At 61.4% G+C, this 14492-nt stretch carries 15 protein-coding genes and 1 riboswitch; of the genes, 12 read left to right on the plus strand and 3 right to left on the minus strand.

The genetic code is table 11. From position 1 onward, the window contains the following. Positions 1 to 12: 12 nt before the first annotated feature. On the minus strand, positions 13 to 738 hold the full coding sequence (locus R0125_RS01440) for an urea amidolyase associated protein UAAP1 (protein WP_317236885.1): 726 nt from the start codon (positions 736 to 738) through the stop codon (positions 13 to 15). 57 nt (positions 739 to 795) lie between these two features. Then, positions 796 to 919, minus strand: a riboswitch (guanidine-I (ykkC/yxkD leader). Then, positions 914 to 1159 carry a hypothetical protein gene (locus tag R0125_RS01445; protein WP_317236886.1) on the minus strand — a complete coding sequence of 82 codons (246 nt, stop codon included), beginning with the start codon at positions 1157 to 1159 and terminating at the stop codon, positions 914 to 916. Its footprint overlaps the riboswitch before it by 6 nt. A gap of 148 nt (positions 1160 to 1307) precedes the next feature. Between R0125_RS01445 and R0125_RS01450 the strand changes: the two genes are divergently transcribed. The 12 genes from R0125_RS01450 (at position 1308) to R0125_RS01505 (ending at position 13464) form a co-directional block, all read left to right on the plus strand. After that, the gene (locus R0125_RS01450) at positions 1308 to 2828 is read left to right on the plus strand and encodes an aldehyde dehydrogenase family protein (protein ID WP_317236887.1); all 1521 of its coding nucleotides are present in this window, start codon (positions 1308 to 1310) and stop codon (positions 2826 to 2828) included. 296 nt (positions 2829 to 3124) lie between these two features. Further along, complete coding sequence (gene pqqA / locus R0125_RS01455; protein WP_007153157.1) at positions 3125 to 3196, plus strand: pyrroloquinoline quinone precursor peptide PqqA; 72 nt, start codon at positions 3125 to 3127, stop codon at positions 3194 to 3196. A gap of 54 nt (positions 3197 to 3250) precedes the next feature. Next, positions 3251 to 4180 carry a pyrroloquinoline quinone biosynthesis protein PqqB gene (gene pqqB / locus R0125_RS01460; RefSeq protein WP_248181415.1) on the plus strand — a complete coding sequence of 310 codons (930 nt, stop codon included), beginning with the start codon at positions 3251 to 3253 and terminating at the stop codon, positions 4178 to 4180. After that, complete coding sequence (gene pqqC / locus R0125_RS01465) at positions 4177 to 4935, plus strand: pyrroloquinoline-quinone synthase PqqC (protein ID WP_248181414.1); 759 nt, start codon at positions 4177 to 4179, stop codon at positions 4933 to 4935. The genes pqqB and pqqC overlap by 4 nt, the downstream gene beginning before the upstream one ends. Then, positions 4932 to 5207 carry a pyrroloquinoline quinone biosynthesis peptide chaperone PqqD gene (pqqD, locus tag R0125_RS01470; RefSeq protein WP_248181413.1) on the plus strand — a complete coding sequence of 92 codons (276 nt, stop codon included), beginning with the start codon at positions 4932 to 4934 and terminating at the stop codon, positions 5205 to 5207. Before pqqC ends, pqqD begins: the two co-directional genes overlap by 4 nt. Further along, positions 5204 to 6358, plus strand: a complete 1155-nt coding sequence (gene pqqE, locus R0125_RS01475; RefSeq protein ID WP_248181410.1) for a pyrroloquinoline quinone biosynthesis protein PqqE — start codon at positions 5204 to 5206, stop codon at positions 6356 to 6358. The genes pqqD and pqqE overlap by 4 nt, the downstream gene beginning before the upstream one ends. Positions 6359 to 6374: 16 nt before the next feature. Beyond that, positions 6375 to 8237, plus strand: coding sequence for a prolyl oligopeptidase family serine peptidase (locus R0125_RS01480; RefSeq protein WP_317236888.1), 1863 nt, complete (start codon positions 6375 to 6377; stop codon positions 8235 to 8237). A gap of 45 nt (positions 8238 to 8282) precedes the next feature. After that, positions 8283 to 9446 carry an alcohol dehydrogenase-like regulatory protein ErcA gene (gene ercA / locus R0125_RS01485; RefSeq protein WP_317236889.1) on the plus strand — a complete coding sequence of 388 codons (1164 nt, stop codon included), beginning with the start codon at positions 8283 to 8285 and terminating at the stop codon, positions 9444 to 9446. Then, a complete protein-coding gene (locus tag R0125_RS01490) occupies positions 9430 to 11199 on the plus strand; it encodes a NahK/ErcS family hybrid sensor histidine kinase/response regulator (RefSeq protein ID WP_317236890.1) in 1770 nt (589 codons plus the stop codon). The genes ercA and R0125_RS01490 overlap by 17 nt, the downstream gene beginning before the upstream one ends. A 51-nt stretch (positions 11200 to 11250) precedes the next feature. After that, positions 11251 to 11535: a hypothetical protein gene (locus tag R0125_RS01495; RefSeq protein ID WP_248181402.1), complete on the plus strand. Its 285-nt coding sequence runs from the start codon at positions 11251 to 11253 to the stop codon at positions 11533 to 11535. A gap of 52 nt (positions 11536 to 11587) precedes the next feature. Then, positions 11588 to 12964 carry a class II fumarate hydratase gene (locus R0125_RS01500; protein WP_317236891.1) on the plus strand — a complete coding sequence of 459 codons (1377 nt, stop codon included), beginning with the start codon at positions 11588 to 11590 and terminating at the stop codon, positions 12962 to 12964. Positions 12965 to 12981: 17 nt separating this feature from the next. Next, entirely contained in the window at positions 12982 to 13464 is a 483-nt protein-coding gene (locus R0125_RS01505; protein WP_248181711.1) for a CDP-archaeol synthase, read from the plus strand. 17 nt (positions 13465 to 13481) lie between these two features. On the opposite strand, the gene R0125_RS01510 is transcribed toward R0125_RS01505, so the two are convergent. Beyond that, the gene (locus R0125_RS01510; protein ID WP_248181400.1) at positions 13482 to 14456 is read right to left on the minus strand and encodes a metallophosphoesterase; all 975 of its coding nucleotides are present in this window, start codon (positions 14454 to 14456) and stop codon (positions 13482 to 13484) included. Positions 14457 to 14492 lie beyond the last annotated feature (36 nt).

Consider the following 14492-nt stretch of genomic DNA (forward strand, 5'->3'; position numbering starts at 1 on the left):
CTCCGGCCTCCGTTACTGGAACAGGTGGTAAAGGGCGTTGTTGGCGAAGGCACGGGTGGCCTCCGGTGACGACGTCTTGCAGGGATCGGCATCGGTTACCGGGGCCGCCTTGAAGAACTGGTAACGCACCGGATGGCTGGGGTACTCCCGGGCCGGATTCATCGGGTGCGGGCAGGTGTGCAGTACCACGATGGTGTCTATCTCGAAACGCAGGTCCACCGTTGCTCCGGCGTGTGAGTGATCGCGGACAAATGCTGTGTTGCCGTCGTCATCCGTCTGCACCTTACTGAACCAGTTCAGGTTGGCAGTCAGGTCTTTCTTGCCCAGACCATATTTGGCCAGCTCGTTCAGGAAACTGGTAAAGCCGTTGCGGTGGTAGTGGTTGTGGGCGTCCTGATAGGTTTTTTTGCCCCAGCGTTGCGCCACCAGATTGGCGTTACAGGTGCCGGCAACGGTGTCGTGCCAGCCCAGATCGTCGCGAATAATGGACGCAAACACCCGCCCCATATCAGAGAGCAACACATGGCCTTGAGTCAGCAGGAAGGTGTGCTGGTTCTTCAGGGTGTCAGGCATGTTGTAGCGCTCGAGGGGGTTCTCGGGGTTGTACATCAACATGCCGACGTTGGCGCTGCCGGTCTCATCGATCAGGCGCAGCACATGACCGCGGCGCATGACGAAAGACCAGTGGGATCCGCCGGGAATCAGATCGTCGTAGAGGGGGGCTGTGGTTTGCAACATGGCCTTTTCCTTCTGGTACGGGGTGCAAAGAAACGAGAGACGTCAGTCACTGAACGATCCTCCCGGGCTTTTGTCCCGCCGTGTAACCTTGGAAAAGGTCGTCAACTCTCGGACCAGTCGCCTGTTTTGTCTCGCTTTGCATCACTACGAGGAACAGGCCGGAACCCTAGTTGAACTATTTGTCAGATTGTCGCGCTTTGATGGTGGTTGCTTTAACCGACTTCTCGCTGCGTGCCTCAAACAGTGCAGACTCCATGCCAATTAATAAGCTGTTGTTTTTAGTGTTTTTATTTTTTTCTTTTGAGAGGGCGGATGCATCCGGTACGGGCATTCGCACTGGTTTGGTGCGCCCATAGGTGCGATTGAGGTGCCGTGTTTGGGGCGATCCATTGAGGTTGGAATCGGCCGGTTGCAGTCGCACAGGTCTGACGGTTATCCCAACTACTACCAAGGGAGGAGTTTTTCGCCTCCATCGCACCATTCACCTATCCGGGATTGGGGTCTACAGTGATTAAGTAAACGCGAAAGGCCGCGTTGCCCTGCGACAAACACAACAAGAGGTCGAGACCATGATCTACGCACAACCAGGAAAGGATGGCTCCGTCGTCTCCTTCAAATCCCGTTATGAAAACTATATTGGTGGCGAGTGGGTTGCCCCGGTCAAGGGCCAGTATTTCGAGAACATCACCCCGGTAACCGGTGATGCGATCTGTGACATCCCCCGCTCCACCGCCGAAGACATCGAGCTGGCTCTGGATGCAGCCCACAAAGCTGCGCCAGCCTGGGGTAAGACCTCGACCACCGAGCGTTCCAATATCCTGTTGAAAATTGCCGATCGTATCGAGCAGAACATCGAGATGCTTGCGGTGGCCGAGACCTGGGACAACGGCAAGGCGGTTCGTGAAACCATCAACGCCGATCTGCCCCTGGCGGTGGATCATTTCCGCTATTTCGCCGGCTGCATCCGCGCTCAGGAGGACACCTCCAGCGCCATCGACAACAACACCGTGGCTTACCACTACCATGAGCCTCTGGGTGTTGTGGGTCAGATCATTCCCTGGAACTTTCCGCTGCTGATGGCGGTGTGGAAGCTGGCGCCTTGCCTCGCGGCCGGCAACTGCACGGTGATGAAGCCAGCCGAGCAGACGCCCGCCAGTATTCTGGTGCTGATGGACCTGATCGGCGATCTGCTGCCACCGGGTGTGGTCAACATCGTCAACGGTTACGGCATCGAAGCCGGTCAGGCGCTGGCCACCAGCAAGCGCATCGCCAAGATCGCGTTCACCGGTTCCACCCCGGTGGGGGCTCATATCCTCAAGTGCGCGGCCGAGAACATCATCCCGTCCACCGTAGAGCTGGGTGGCAAGTCGCCCAACATCTACTTCTCGGACGTCATGCAGGCTGAGCCGGAATTCATCGACAAGTGTGTGGAAGGTCTGGTGCTGGCGTTCTTCAACCAGGGCGAAGTCTGTACTTGCCCATCCCGCGCGCTGGTGCAGGAGGATATGTACGACGAGTTCATGGCCAAGGTTATCGAGCGCACCAAGGCGATCAAGCGTGGTAACCCGCTGGATACCGATGTGCAGGTAGGCGCCCAGGCGTCCAAGGAGCAGTTCGACAAGATTATGTCCTACCTGGAAATCGGCAAGCAGGAAGGCGCGGAAGTGCTGACCGGCGGTGGCCGTGAGGAAATGGAGGGTGAGTACAACAACGGCTTCTATGTCCAGCCCACGCTGTTCAAAGGCAAGAACAATATGCGCGTGTTCCAGGAAGAGATCTTCGGCCCGGTGGTGGGCGTTACCACCTTCAAGGACGAGGAAGAAGCCCTGGCCATTGCCAATGATACCGAGTTCGGCCTGGGTGCCGGTCTCTGGACCCGTGATATCAACCGAGCCTATCGCATGGGCCGCGCCATCCAGGCTGGCCGCGTATGGACCAACTGCTACCACCAGTATCCGGCTCATGCGGCCTTTGGTGGCTACAAGAAGTCCGGCGTTGGCCGCGAGAACCACAAGATGGCGCTGGATCACTACCAGCAGACCAAGAACCTGCTGGTGAGTTACGACATCAACCCGTTGGGTTTCTTCTGATCGGGCGGTGAAAAGCGGGCCTTCCACACCGGCCCGCCATTGGGCGAGCACAACGGATGTGCGTCTTCAGGCTCCGGCTTCATCGGAGCTGTTTTGCTACGCTTCGGGCTCCTGCACAGGGGCCCTTTTTTGTGGCTGCGGGTACGGTTCGGTCTGCAACTTAGGGAGGCGGGAAAACAGTGCCAAAGTACCATATGGGATGCTTGCCAGCGCCGCTAGGATGATAGGTGAGTTATCGGTACAGCCGCTAACTCACCCTGAATGCGCTAACAATCATGACAATAGAGGTGAGCATTATGTGGACCAAACCAGCCTACGAAGACCTGCGGATCGGTTTCGAAGTCACTATGTACTTCGCCAACCGCTGAACACCTGAGCGGCCAGCCGCTTGACGCTGGCCGTTTCTGGTCCGGAGTGCCTCCATGCATATCCATGTACTCGGTTCCGCCGCCGGCGGTGGCTTTCCCCAGTGGAATTGTAACTGCGCCAACTGCGACGGTTTCCGCAAGGGCACTCTGAGCGCCCGCGCCCGCACCCAGTCCTCCATTGCGGTCAGTGAAGACGGTGAGCACTGGATCCTGTTCAATGCTTCCCCCGACATTCGTGCCCAGCTGGCGGCGTTTCCGGCCATGCAACCGGGTCGCGCGTTGCGGGATACCGGCATCAGCGCCGTGGTGCTGATTGACAGCCAGGTGGATCACACCACCGGCCTGCTGACACTGCGCGAAGGCCTGCCGCTGGATGTCTGGTGCACTGCCCAGGTGCACGAGGACCTGACCTCGGGATTTCCCCTGTTCCGAATGCTCAAGCACTGGAACGGTGGGCTGAGCTGGCGGGAGGTGCCCGCCACCGAGAGTGAGTCTTTTACTATTGCCTGTGCGCCGTCCCTGAGGCTCACCGCGATTCCTCTGTTGAGCAATGCGCCGCCCTATTCGCCGCGCCGGGACAATCCCCATCCGGGGGACAATATCGGCGTTTTCCTGGAGGACACTCGTACCGGCCAAACGCTGCTGTATGCGCCCGGGTTGGGTGCACCGGATGCCCGGATTCTGCACTGGATGCGCCGGGCTGATGTGCTGATGGTGGACGGCACCGTCTGGCACGATGACGAGATGATCCGCCAGGAAGTGGGACCCCGAACCGGGCAGGACATGGGGCATCTGGCCCAGAGCGGTCCCGGTGGCATGATCGAGGTGCTGGACACCCTGCCGGCACGCCGCAAGATCCTGATTCACATCAACAACACTAACCCGATTCTCAACGAACACTCGCCCGAGCGCGCCGAACTGGCCCGTCACGGTATCGAAGTGGCCTGGGATGGAATGCACATTGAACTGGCGGATCCCTCATGAACGCGATTGCCCGCACTGTGCTCAACCGCAAAGACTTCGAGCAGGCCCTGCGCGATAAGGGGCAGTACTACCACATTTATCACCCCTACCATAAAGCGATGTATAGCGGACACTGCACGCCGGCGCAGATCCGCGGTTGGGTGGCAAACCGCTACTACTACCAGATCAACATCCCCCGCAAGGATGCCGCCATCATGGCGAACTGTCCGGACGCCGGAGTGCGCCGGATGTGGCTGCAGCGGATTCTGGACCACGACGGCCACGACGGTGATGGGGGCGGCATCGAGGCCTGGTTGTACCTGGCCGAGGCGGTGGGCCTGACCCGGGAAGAAGTGGTCGATCAGCGCCACGTGCTGCCGGGTGTCCGGTTTGCGGTAGACGCCTACCGGAATTTCGCCCGCCGTGCCACCTGGCAGGAAGCTGCCTGCTCTTCCCTGACCGAACTGTTTGCGCCGGAGATTCATCAGTCCCGGCTGGACAGTTGGCCGCAGCACTACCCGTGGATCGAGGGCAGCGGCTACCGCTATTTCCGCAAACGGTTATCCGAAGCGCGGCGCGACGTGGAGCACGGTCTGGCCATTACCCTGGACAGTTTCACCACGGCTGAAAGCCAGACCCGTGCGCTGGAGATTCTTCAATTCAAACTGGATATCTTATGGTCGATGTTGGATGCCCTGACTATGGCTTATCTGCACCAGACGCCACCGTATCATACCGTCACCGACCAGCCCGCGTGGCATCGGGGGCTGTCGTGACCGATCGGCTGGCAAGCGTGCCCCGGCTGCGCCCGGGCTTCCGCTTCCAGTGGGAGCCGGCGCAGAATGCCCACGTATTGCTGTACCCGGAGGGTATGGTACGGCTGAACGAAAGCGCCGGTGCGGTGCTGAAAGAGATTGACGGCGAGCGAACCGTGGCCGCCATTGTGGCCGTGCTGGAACAGCAGTTTCCGGACGCCGGTTCGCTGCAGACCGACGTCAGTGATTTTCTGAGTGATGCGGAACAGAAACACTGGATACTGTTCACATGAACGACCACCACCCCATGCCCGGCGGGGACCGCCCAGGCATCGGTCCGCCGCTGTGGTTGCTGGCCGAGCTGACCTACCGTTGCCCGCTGCAGTGTCCGTACTGCTCCAATCCGCTGGATTTTGCCCAAACGGCTCAGGAACTGAGCACGGCGGAGTGGGTGCGGGTGCTGCGCCAGGGGCGTCAGATGGGGGCGGCGCAGTTGGGCTTTTCCGGCGGTGAACCGCTGGTACGTCAGGATCTGCCGGAGCTGATCGCCGAGGCGCGGCAACTGGGCTATTACACCAACCTGATCACCTCGGGGCTGGGACTCACCGAGGCTAAAGTGGGTGCCTTCCGGGATGCCGGTCTGGATCATATCCAGGTCAGTTTTCAGGCCTCGGATCCCGAGCTGAACAACGCCGTGGCCGGTTCCCGCAAGGCGTTCGACCACAAGCTGGCGATGGCACGCGCGGTCAAGGACGCCGGTTACCCGATGGTGCTCAATTTCGTGATCCACCGCCACAACATTCACCAGATGAGCGACATCATGTCCTTGTGTGAACGGCTGGGGGCGGACTATGTCGAGCTGGCGACCTGCCAGTATTACGGCTGGGCATTCGAGAACCGCGAGGGGCTGATGCCCTCCCGGGCGCAACTGGAGAAAGCCGAGACCGAGGTAAATGCCTATCGTCAGCGCCTTGCTGCGGCCGACTCGGCCATGAAGCTGATTTTTGTGACGCCGGACTATTACGAGGAGCGCCCCAAGGCCTGTATGAATGGTTGGGGAAGCCTGTTTCTGACCGTGGCGCCGGACGGCACAGCGTTGCCCTGCCACAGTGCCCGCTTGCTGCCCATCGACTTCCCGAACGTGCGTGACACGGATCTTCACCGCATCTGGTACGACAGCCCCGGCTTCAATCATTACCGCGGCGACAGCTGGATGCCGGAACCCTGTCGCTCCTGTGATGAAAAGGGCAGGGATTTTGGCGGTTGCCGCTGTCAGGCGTTTTTACTGACCGGCAACGCCGACAACGCTGACCCGGTGTGTGGCAAGTCGCCTCACCACGATCGGATTCTGGCGGCGAGGACCGCTGCTGAGCATGCCACGGCCGGCATCGACGGGCTGATCTATCGCAATGCGGATAACTCAAAACTGCTATTCCGGGGCTGAGCTGCGGTCACAGGCAATGGCGCTGCAGGCTTTGCCTGCTGGCCAGCTGAGTGCGAGTCAGGCCTGTGCCACGTTTGCGCAGCGCCTCGAGCTGGCGGTGTCCGGAACCGGCGTGTACTGGCTGGAGCCGGATCCGACCACCGGGATTCAAGCCCTGTGGCGGTTGACCGCACGGGGCGCGGAGCCGTTCGGGCCGGCGGGCCTCAGTGTGCGCAGCCGCATCAACGGTTATGGCGGCGGCAGTCTGGCCGCGCTCGACGGCGGCGTGTTTCTGGTCAGTGAAGATCAGCAGATTCACTTTCTCGCGGAAGACGGCCGGTGCCAACGGCTTACCGATGAGCCCGACGCCGCTTTTGGTGGCCTTGTGGCGGATGCCCACCGCCAGCGCGTGTTGGCAGTGCGTGAGGCCGGCGGCCGCCAGCAGCTGGTGGCTGTCAGCGCAGAGCAGGGTATTCAGGTACTCCATGGCGGGCAGGACTTTTATGGTGCGCCGGCGCTGTCCGACGACGGGCGCCAGCTGGCGTGGGTTAGCTGGCAATTGCCGGACATGCCCTGGGTACGTGCGACAATATGGACGGCGATGGTGACGGAAAGCGGCTGCTTGCGGGGGAGTGAAACCTGGCCAACCGCGGCAGAAGGAGCGGTCCAGCAACCGGTATACGCCGGATCCGAATTGTGGGTGTTGTCGGATCACGGTGGCTGGTGGCAACCGTGGCGTCTCGATCCGGATGGTGTGAACGGGGATTGGGCCAGCGGAGGCGGCCCGCCGCTCGATCACGCCAACGCCCCCTGGCAACTGGGTGAATCCCATCACGTCGCCCTGCCCGATGGCGGCTGGGCGCGGGTTCACTACCGGGGGGGCAGTGGCGAACTCTGGTGCTACCGCTCGTCTGGCGCAGAGCAACGGGTGGCCGCGGAATTCACTGATTTTCGCAGCCTGCGCGTCACTGATGGTTGGGTTGTCTGCGTTGCACGTTCCGCGACACGGCTGGATGCGATTCTGAAAGTGGATCCGCGCAGCGGCACAGCCACGGTGTTGGCCGGCGGTGAAGTACCGGAGCCGGCGCGCCCGCCGGCGTGTCCCCTGCTTTTCGAAGTGCCCGCGTGCGGAAGCGACGCCCCCGAATTCAGCGGGTTCTTTTACCGACCCACCCCGGTTGTGTCGGCTTCGCCGCCGTTGATCCTGATTGTCCATGGCGGCCCTACGTCAGCGGCATACCCGGTTTTCAATCCCCAGGTTCAGTACTGGTGCCAGCGCGGTTTTGCGGTGGCAGAAGTGAATTATCGCGGCAGCAGCGGTTTTGGCCGGGATTTTCGCCTGGCACTGGCGGGTCGTTGGGGTGAAGTGGATGTAGCTGACATGGAGCGGGCCGCTGACCACCTCACCCTGAGTGGGCTGGTGGATGGTCAGCGTATCTTTATTCAGGGGCGGAGCTCGGGTGGCTATACTGCGCTCATGGCGCTGGCCCGAAGCCGGCGATTTGCCGCCGGTGCGAGCCTGTTCGGAGTGACCGATCCGCTCCGGCTGAGGGCGGCTACCCATCGTTTCGAGTCCGGCTATCTGGACTGGTTGCTGGGCTCCCCGCAGCAACACCCGCAGCGCTGGCGCGAGCGGTCACCGCGATACCTGACCGATCGAATCCGGGCACCGGTGATTTTCTTCCAGGGCGGTCAGGATCAGGTGGTGGTTCCGGAGCAGACCCGCGCTATGGTGGAGGCCATGAAGGCGGCGGGCCGGTCGCCTGAGCTGCACTGGTTTGAGGACGAAGGTCACGGATTCCGGCGCAGAATCAATCAGGCCCGAACACTGGAGTGGCTTTGCGCTTTCTATGCGCGACAGGGACCAAAGTTCGATGATCGAGGGGAGAACTTGGGTTAAACTTTCGCTGAACCCTACAATAATAAATAACTCGAGCATCGCCCTATGAATCAGGACATCTCTGCGCTTCGCAAGTTTGTCTCCCCGGAAATTGTATTTGGCGCCGGCTCCCGTAAGGCTGTGGCCAATTTCGCCAGTAATTTCGGTGCCCGCCATGTGTTTCTGGTGTCGGATCCCGGCGTTGAGAAAGCGGGCTGGGTAGCTGAAATCAGAGAGCTCCTGATCACCGCGGGCCTCAGTGTCACGGCATTTACCGGTGTGTCTCCAAACCCCAAGGTAGAGGAGGTCATGGTCGGGGCGGAGCTATACCGCAGCAACGAATGCGATGTCATTGTCGCCATCGGCGGTGGCAGTCCGATGGACTGCGCTAAGGGCATTGGCATTGTTAGCGCTCATGGCCGAAACATCCTCGAGTTCGAGGGCGTCGATACCATTACCTCGCCCTCGCCGCCGATGATCCTGATTCCTACCACCGCTGGCACCTCTGCGGATGTATCCCAGTTTGCCATCATTTCCGACCCGGACCGTCGCTTCAAATTCTCCATCATCAGCAAGGCGGTGGTGCCGGACGTTGCCCTGATTGATCCGGAAGTGACCGAAACCATGGACGGCTTCCTGACCGCTTGTACCGGGGTGGATGCCATGGTGCACGCCATCGAGGCGTTTGTGTCCACGGGCAGTGGACCTCTGACCGATACCCACGCGCTGGAAGCCATCCGGCTGATCAATCGCCACCTCGAGCCGCTGGTGGCCAATACGTCGAACCCGTACCTGCGGGAACAGGTCATGCTGGCTTCGATGCAGGCCGGGCTGGCATTTTCCAACGCGATTCTGGGCGCAGTTCACGCCATGTCCCACAGCCTCGGAGGCTATCTGGATCTGCCCCATGGTTTGTGCAATGCGTTGCTGCTCGAACACGTGGTGGCGTTCAACTTCCCGTTCGCGGAAGACCGCTTCCGCAAGGTCGCCGAAGCCATGGATATTGATACCCGCGGCATGAGCAAAATGGAGATCAAGAGGCGCCTGATGAACCGTATCATCGAGCTCAAGCGCACGGTCGGGCTGGAGTCCCGGCTGGCAGAGCTGGGCGTCAGCGTGTCGGATATCCCGTACCTTTCCGGGTTTGCGTTGCAGGATCCGTGCATTCTCACTAATCCCCGCAAGTCATCGCTGCGGGACGTCCAGGTTGTCTATGAAGAAGCCCTCTGACGAACAGGAGGGGGGATACGGGGTTGGCGACTTGCTGGGCCTCGGTAGTCAGTCTGTCCGCAAGAATTATTACCCCGCCCTGCAGGATCGGATCGAAGAACTGGAGCAGGAGCGCAACCGCTATAAATGGCTGTTCGAGAATGCCCTGCACGGTATATTCCAGGCCAACCTGCGTGGCGGTTTTCTCGCCTGCAACCCCGCCATGGCCAGAATCTGCGGTTATGAGAGCACGGATGACCTCAAAGCCGGGGTGATTCGCTTGCGGGAACAGCTGTTTTCCAGTGCGGCGGATTTCGACAAACTGCGCCAGGAGCTGCTGGACAGTGGAAGTCTGAGCGCCCGCGAAAGCCAACTGAGAAAGCGCGATGGCAAACCGGTGCATGTTGCCATCACCATGCTGCGACGCCCCGATCTGGGGCCGGAAGTGGTGGAGGCGTTTGTGGCCGACATCACCGAGCGGGTTCAGGCGCGAGAGAAACTGGTGCGGCTGAACGCCGAACTGGAGCATCGGGTGGAAGAGCGGACCGAAGCGTTGCAGAACGCCAATGTGGGCCTGCGTTACCAGATCGAGGAGCGTGAAAAGGTCGAGCACGAGCTGATGGTGGCGATGGAGGCCGCGCGGGAAGCCAATCGCAGCAAGGACAAATACCTTGCCGCCGCCAGTCACGACCTGTTGCAACCGCTGAATGCTGCCCGCCTGATGATTTCTGCGCTGCAGGACAGCCCCCTGCCGGCGCAGGAAAGCCGCATGGTGCATCAGGTGCATCGGGCCCTTGAGGGCGCCGAGGACTTGCTGGCGGATCTGCTCGACATTTCCAAGCTGGACCAGCAGGCGATGAAGCCGGATCTGGTCTACACCGACTTGGCTGCCCTGGCGGTGGGTCTGGGCGAAGAGTTCGAGGCAGTGGCGGCCAATGTGGGGCTGTCGTTCCGGGTTCGTGTGTTACCGGCGATGATCCGCACCGACCAGCGCATGCTGGCCCGAATCATCCGCAACCTGCTGAGCAACGCCTTTCGTTACACCCGGTCAGGAGGCGTGCTGTTGGCCCTGAGGGGACGTGGCAACAGGCTACGCATCGAAGTGTGGGACACCGGAGTGGGGATTGCTGAGGACAAACTCCGTGAGATTTTCACCGAATTCCACCAGCTCCTGCCCCAGGGCACCGGTGGTCGCCAGGGCGTGGGCCTTGGGCTGGCGATCGTGGAGCGCATGGTGCGGGTGCTTGGGTACGACATTGACGTGTCATCCCGCCCCGATCGGGGTTCCCGTTTTGCGGTGACCATTCCACTGGCTGAGCCCTTGGCCGTGACTTACTCGCCGGCTGGCGCTCAACCCGTTGCCTTCACCGATGGCTTTGGTGGCGCCCGCGTGATGGTCATTGACAACGAGCCTGCTGTGCTTGAAAGCATGCAGTTGCTGCTTGAGCGCTGGGGCTGTGCCGTGACCACAGCGCCTGACGAGACGCAGGCGCTGCAGGCGGTCGCCGGCCTGGATGCGCCTCTGGCGGTGATTCTGGCGGACTACCACCTCGACAACGAACGCACCGGCTGCGAGGCCATTTATGGCCTCCGCCGCCATCTTGGTCGCGATATTCCGGCCGCCATCATCACCGCCGACCGCAGTGACGACACCCGTCAGTTCCTGAAGGCGCAATACCTGCAAATCCTCAACAAACCGGTCAAACCCAACCGCTTGCGGGCATTACTGAACAGCTTGCTCGGATCTGCATCAAATTCAGGGACGGGGGACTGACCACGGTCTACACTGATGTCTGGGATCTGTTGAATTTCAGGAGAGTACACCATGACCCTATCCGACAATGCCCTGACCAACCACGAAGTGACCATCTGCCTCTCCGGCGGCGCTGTGCTCGGTCCCTTTAACGCCACCTGGTCGCGAGATAATGGCGGCGATGTGCGTGAACTGGTGCGTGAGTACGACGGTTTCCTGCAGGGCGAGAAACAGCGCCGCTTCAAGTTTCACCTTCACGACACCTACACCAACACCGTACAGACTCTGGTGCTCAATTTTGAACAGGTCACGGGTATTTGCGACCATGTGAGACTGCGGGCCCATTCCGAGAGCTGACGCAATCGGGCCCGCCTGAATACAGGGATTGTTTTAACAACAGGAGGGCGGCATGACCAAATTCAGAACGGAAAAAGACAGCCTCGGCGAGGTTCACGTTCCGGCAGATGCCCTGTGGGGCGCGCAGACCCAGCGGGCGGTGGAGAACTTTCCGGTCAGCGGTCAGCCGATGCCCGCGGCGTTTATTGCCGCGGTGGCCAGGATCAAGCAGGCGGCGGCCGAAGCCAATGCCAGCCTGGGACTGCTCGACAATGACCTGCGGGACGCCATTGTGAATGCCTGCCTGCAACTGCTGGACGGCGAGCACGGCGACCAGTTTCCGGTGGATCGCTACCAGACCGGTTCCGGCACCAGCACCAACATGAACGTCAACGAGGTGATATCGGCGCTGGCGAACCGCGCCGGGGTGGAGGTCAACGCCAACGATCACGTCAATATGAGCCAGAGCTCCAACGATGTAATCCCCACCGCTATCCATGTCAGTGCTTTCAGCGCCGTCCACACCCGGCTGCTGCCGGCGCTGTCGCACCTGTGCGGCGTGATCTACGAACGCGAAGCGATGTACGGGGATCAGGTCAAGACCGGTCGAACGCACCTGATGGACGCCATGCCGGTGACCCTTGGCCAGGAGATGCGGACCTGGCGTGAGCAGTTGCTGGCGGCTCAGGCTCGGGTGGAGAGTGCCAGTGACGACCTGCTCGCGTTACCCCAGGGCGGCACTGCCGTTGGCACCGGAGTGAATGCGCTGCACGAGTTCTCCGACCAGTTCGTGAAGTTCCTGCGCAACAACACCGGTTACCCGTTTCGCCCCCTGGAGCACAAGTTCGTGGGCCAGAGTGCGGTGGACTCCCCGGTGGCCCTGTCAGCCCAGCTCCGTGGCGTTGCCATTGTGCTGACCAAGATGGTCAATGACCTGCGCTGGATGAACAGCGGCCCCATTCATGGTCTTGCGGAAATCAGCCTGCCGGCGCTGCAACCGGGCAGCAGCATCATGCCGGGCAAGGTAAATCCGGTGATTCCCGAATCGGTCGCCATGGTCAGTGCCCAGGTGATGGGGCTGGACAGCGCCATCGCCATGGCTGGCCAGTCCGGCAATTTCCAGCTCAACGTGATGTTGCCCCTGGTCGGCGCGAATCTGCTGGATATGGTGGAACTGCTGAGCAACGCCGCCAGCCTGCTGGCGGACAAGGCCATCAAGGGTTTTACCGTCAACGTGGGCACGCTGAATGCCGGCGTGGGCAGGAACCCGGTACTGGTGACGGCGCTGAACCCGGAAATCGGCTATGCCCTGGCGGCGGACATTGCCAAAGAGGCCTACCGCACCGGGCGGCCGGTGATTGATGTCGCCGAGGAGCGCAGCGGGCTGGATCGCGACCGCCTTGAACAACTGCTGGATCCCCTGAAGCTGACCCGCGGCGGCGTGGCCTGAACCGGAGGTTGCCTGCAGTGATCCTGGCGCTGGAGCTGTTCGTCATGCTGGTACTGGCCAACGGAGCCCCGGTGGTGGCGAGAAATCTATGCGGCAGGGTCTGGTCGACGCCGCTTGACGGCGGGCGCCGGTGGCGTGATGGCCGGCCGGTACTGGGTAAAAGCAAGACCTGGCGCGGCCTGGTGAGTGGCATGCTCAGTTGCGGCCTGTTTGCGATGGTCGCGGGGCTGGGTTTCGTATTCGGTTGCCTGTTCGGCGCGCTGGGGCTGATCGGTGACATGATCAGCAGCTTTATCAAGCGCCGTCGCGGCCTGGTGCCCAGTGCCCGGGCGCTGTTGCTGGATCAGGTGCCTGAAGCGGTGTTGCCGATGATTCTGGCGCTGTTCTGGTTACCCCTCGGGCTCTGGTCGGCACTGGCTGTGGTAGTGGCGTTCACCCTGTCGAATATCCTGTTGTCCCCGCTGTTGTACCGGCTCGGTATTCGTCGTCAGCCCCATTGAGTCCGGTGGCCCGTGTGCTAGACCGCGCCGCGGGTCAGGGTGTGCAGCGTGACCTCCGGCGGGCAGTTGAGACGCACATTGATCACCGACGTTCCGGATCCCGGGGAGGTATAACCCTGCATGCCGTTCTGGCGCCAGTAGCCGCGGCCGAGAAAACGCGGGCAGTCCGAATCCAGCGTGACCGGAATCCCGCCGGGCAGGCAGATCTGGCCGCCGTGGGTGTGGCCGCACAGGAACAGGTCATAGCCGGCGTGGGCCGCCTCGCGGAAAATCTCCGGGGTATGGCTGAGCAGCAGGCTCACGGCACCGGCGGGAATATCGTCACCGGCGCGATGCAGGTTGTGCACCTTGTAGAAATGGGCGTCGTCCACGCCGGCGAGGTACACCGTATCCTCGCCCCGGGTGACGACCACGTGCTCGTTCATCAGCAGGCGATACCCCATATCTTCCAGCGCCGGCACCATGCGGATGCTGTCGTGGTTGCCGAGCACCGCGTAGGCGTCTCCGTGAATGGCCTCCCGCAGTCTCGCCATGCCATCGAGCGCCGCGTCTATCGGGCCGCGGGTCAGGCAGCGGTAATCTCCGGTCAGTACACACAGGTCGTAATCCAGCGGTGCAATCCGGTCGATGACCGCCTGCAGGTTGGCCTCGTCCATGTCCACGTGCAGATCGGTCAGGTGCAGGATGCGGAAACCCTCAAACGCTGCGGGCAGATTGGGCAACTGAAAGTGGTTGCTGGCGGTGGTCAGTTGGCGGCTGTTATTCTGTCCGCGCCGGAACAGGCCCACCGCTTGCAGGCAAAACCGGATGAACCCGGGGGCCGATGCCAGGTTCTCAAGGTGGAACCAGTCGTGGTCCTTGCCGAATACTTTAGCCTCGGCTTCCCGCTCGATACCCAGCCGCTGGCGGGCGTGAACAGGGCCGAGCCTCAGGCTCAGGCGGTACTCCAGTAACTCGTCCTGACTTTCTGGTGTATGTGCCCTGGCGGTCATGTCTGATCCTGCATTGCACGTGTTGGCAAACCCTTG

It is taken from the genome of Marinobacter sp. M-5, assembly GCF_032911545.1.
GTDB classification, from domain to species: Bacteria; Pseudomonadota; Gammaproteobacteria; order Pseudomonadales; family Oleiphilaceae; genus Marinobacter; species Marinobacter goseongensis.

Coding starts and splice junctions, on each gene's coding strand:
- R0125_RS01440 (WP_317236885.1), bottom strand. CDS start 738: ATGTTGCAAACCACAGCCCCCCTCTACGACGATCTGATTCCCGGCGGA.
- R0125_RS01450 (WP_317236887.1), top strand. CDS start 1,308: ATGATCTACGCACAACCAGGAAAGGATGGCTCCGTCGTCTCCTTCAAA.
- pqqB (WP_248181415.1), top strand. CDS start 3,251: ATGCATATCCATGTACTCGGTTCCGCCGCCGGCGGTGGCTTTCCCCAG.
- pqqC (WP_248181414.1), top strand. CDS start 4,177: ATGAACGCGATTGCCCGCACTGTGCTCAACCGCAAAGACTTCGAGCAG.
- pqqE (WP_248181410.1), top strand. CDS start 5,204: ATGAACGACCACCACCCCATGCCCGGCGGGGACCGCCCAGGCATCGGT.
- R0125_RS01480 (WP_317236888.1), top strand. CDS start 6,375: ATGGCGCTGCAGGCTTTGCCTGCTGGCCAGCTGAGTGCGAGTCAGGCC.
- ercA (WP_317236889.1), top strand. CDS start 8,283: ATGAATCAGGACATCTCTGCGCTTCGCAAGTTTGTCTCCCCGGAAATT.
- R0125_RS01490 (WP_317236890.1), top strand. CDS start 9,430: ATGAAGAAGCCCTCTGACGAACAGGAGGGGGGATACGGGGTTGGCGAC.
- R0125_RS01495 (WP_248181402.1), top strand. CDS start 11,251: ATGACCCTATCCGACAATGCCCTGACCAACCACGAAGTGACCATCTGC.
- R0125_RS01500 (WP_317236891.1), top strand. CDS start 11,588: ATGACCAAATTCAGAACGGAAAAAGACAGCCTCGGCGAGGTTCACGTT.
- R0125_RS01510 (WP_248181400.1), bottom strand. CDS start 14,456: ATGACCGCCAGGGCACATACACCAGAAAGTCAGGACGAGTTACTGGAG.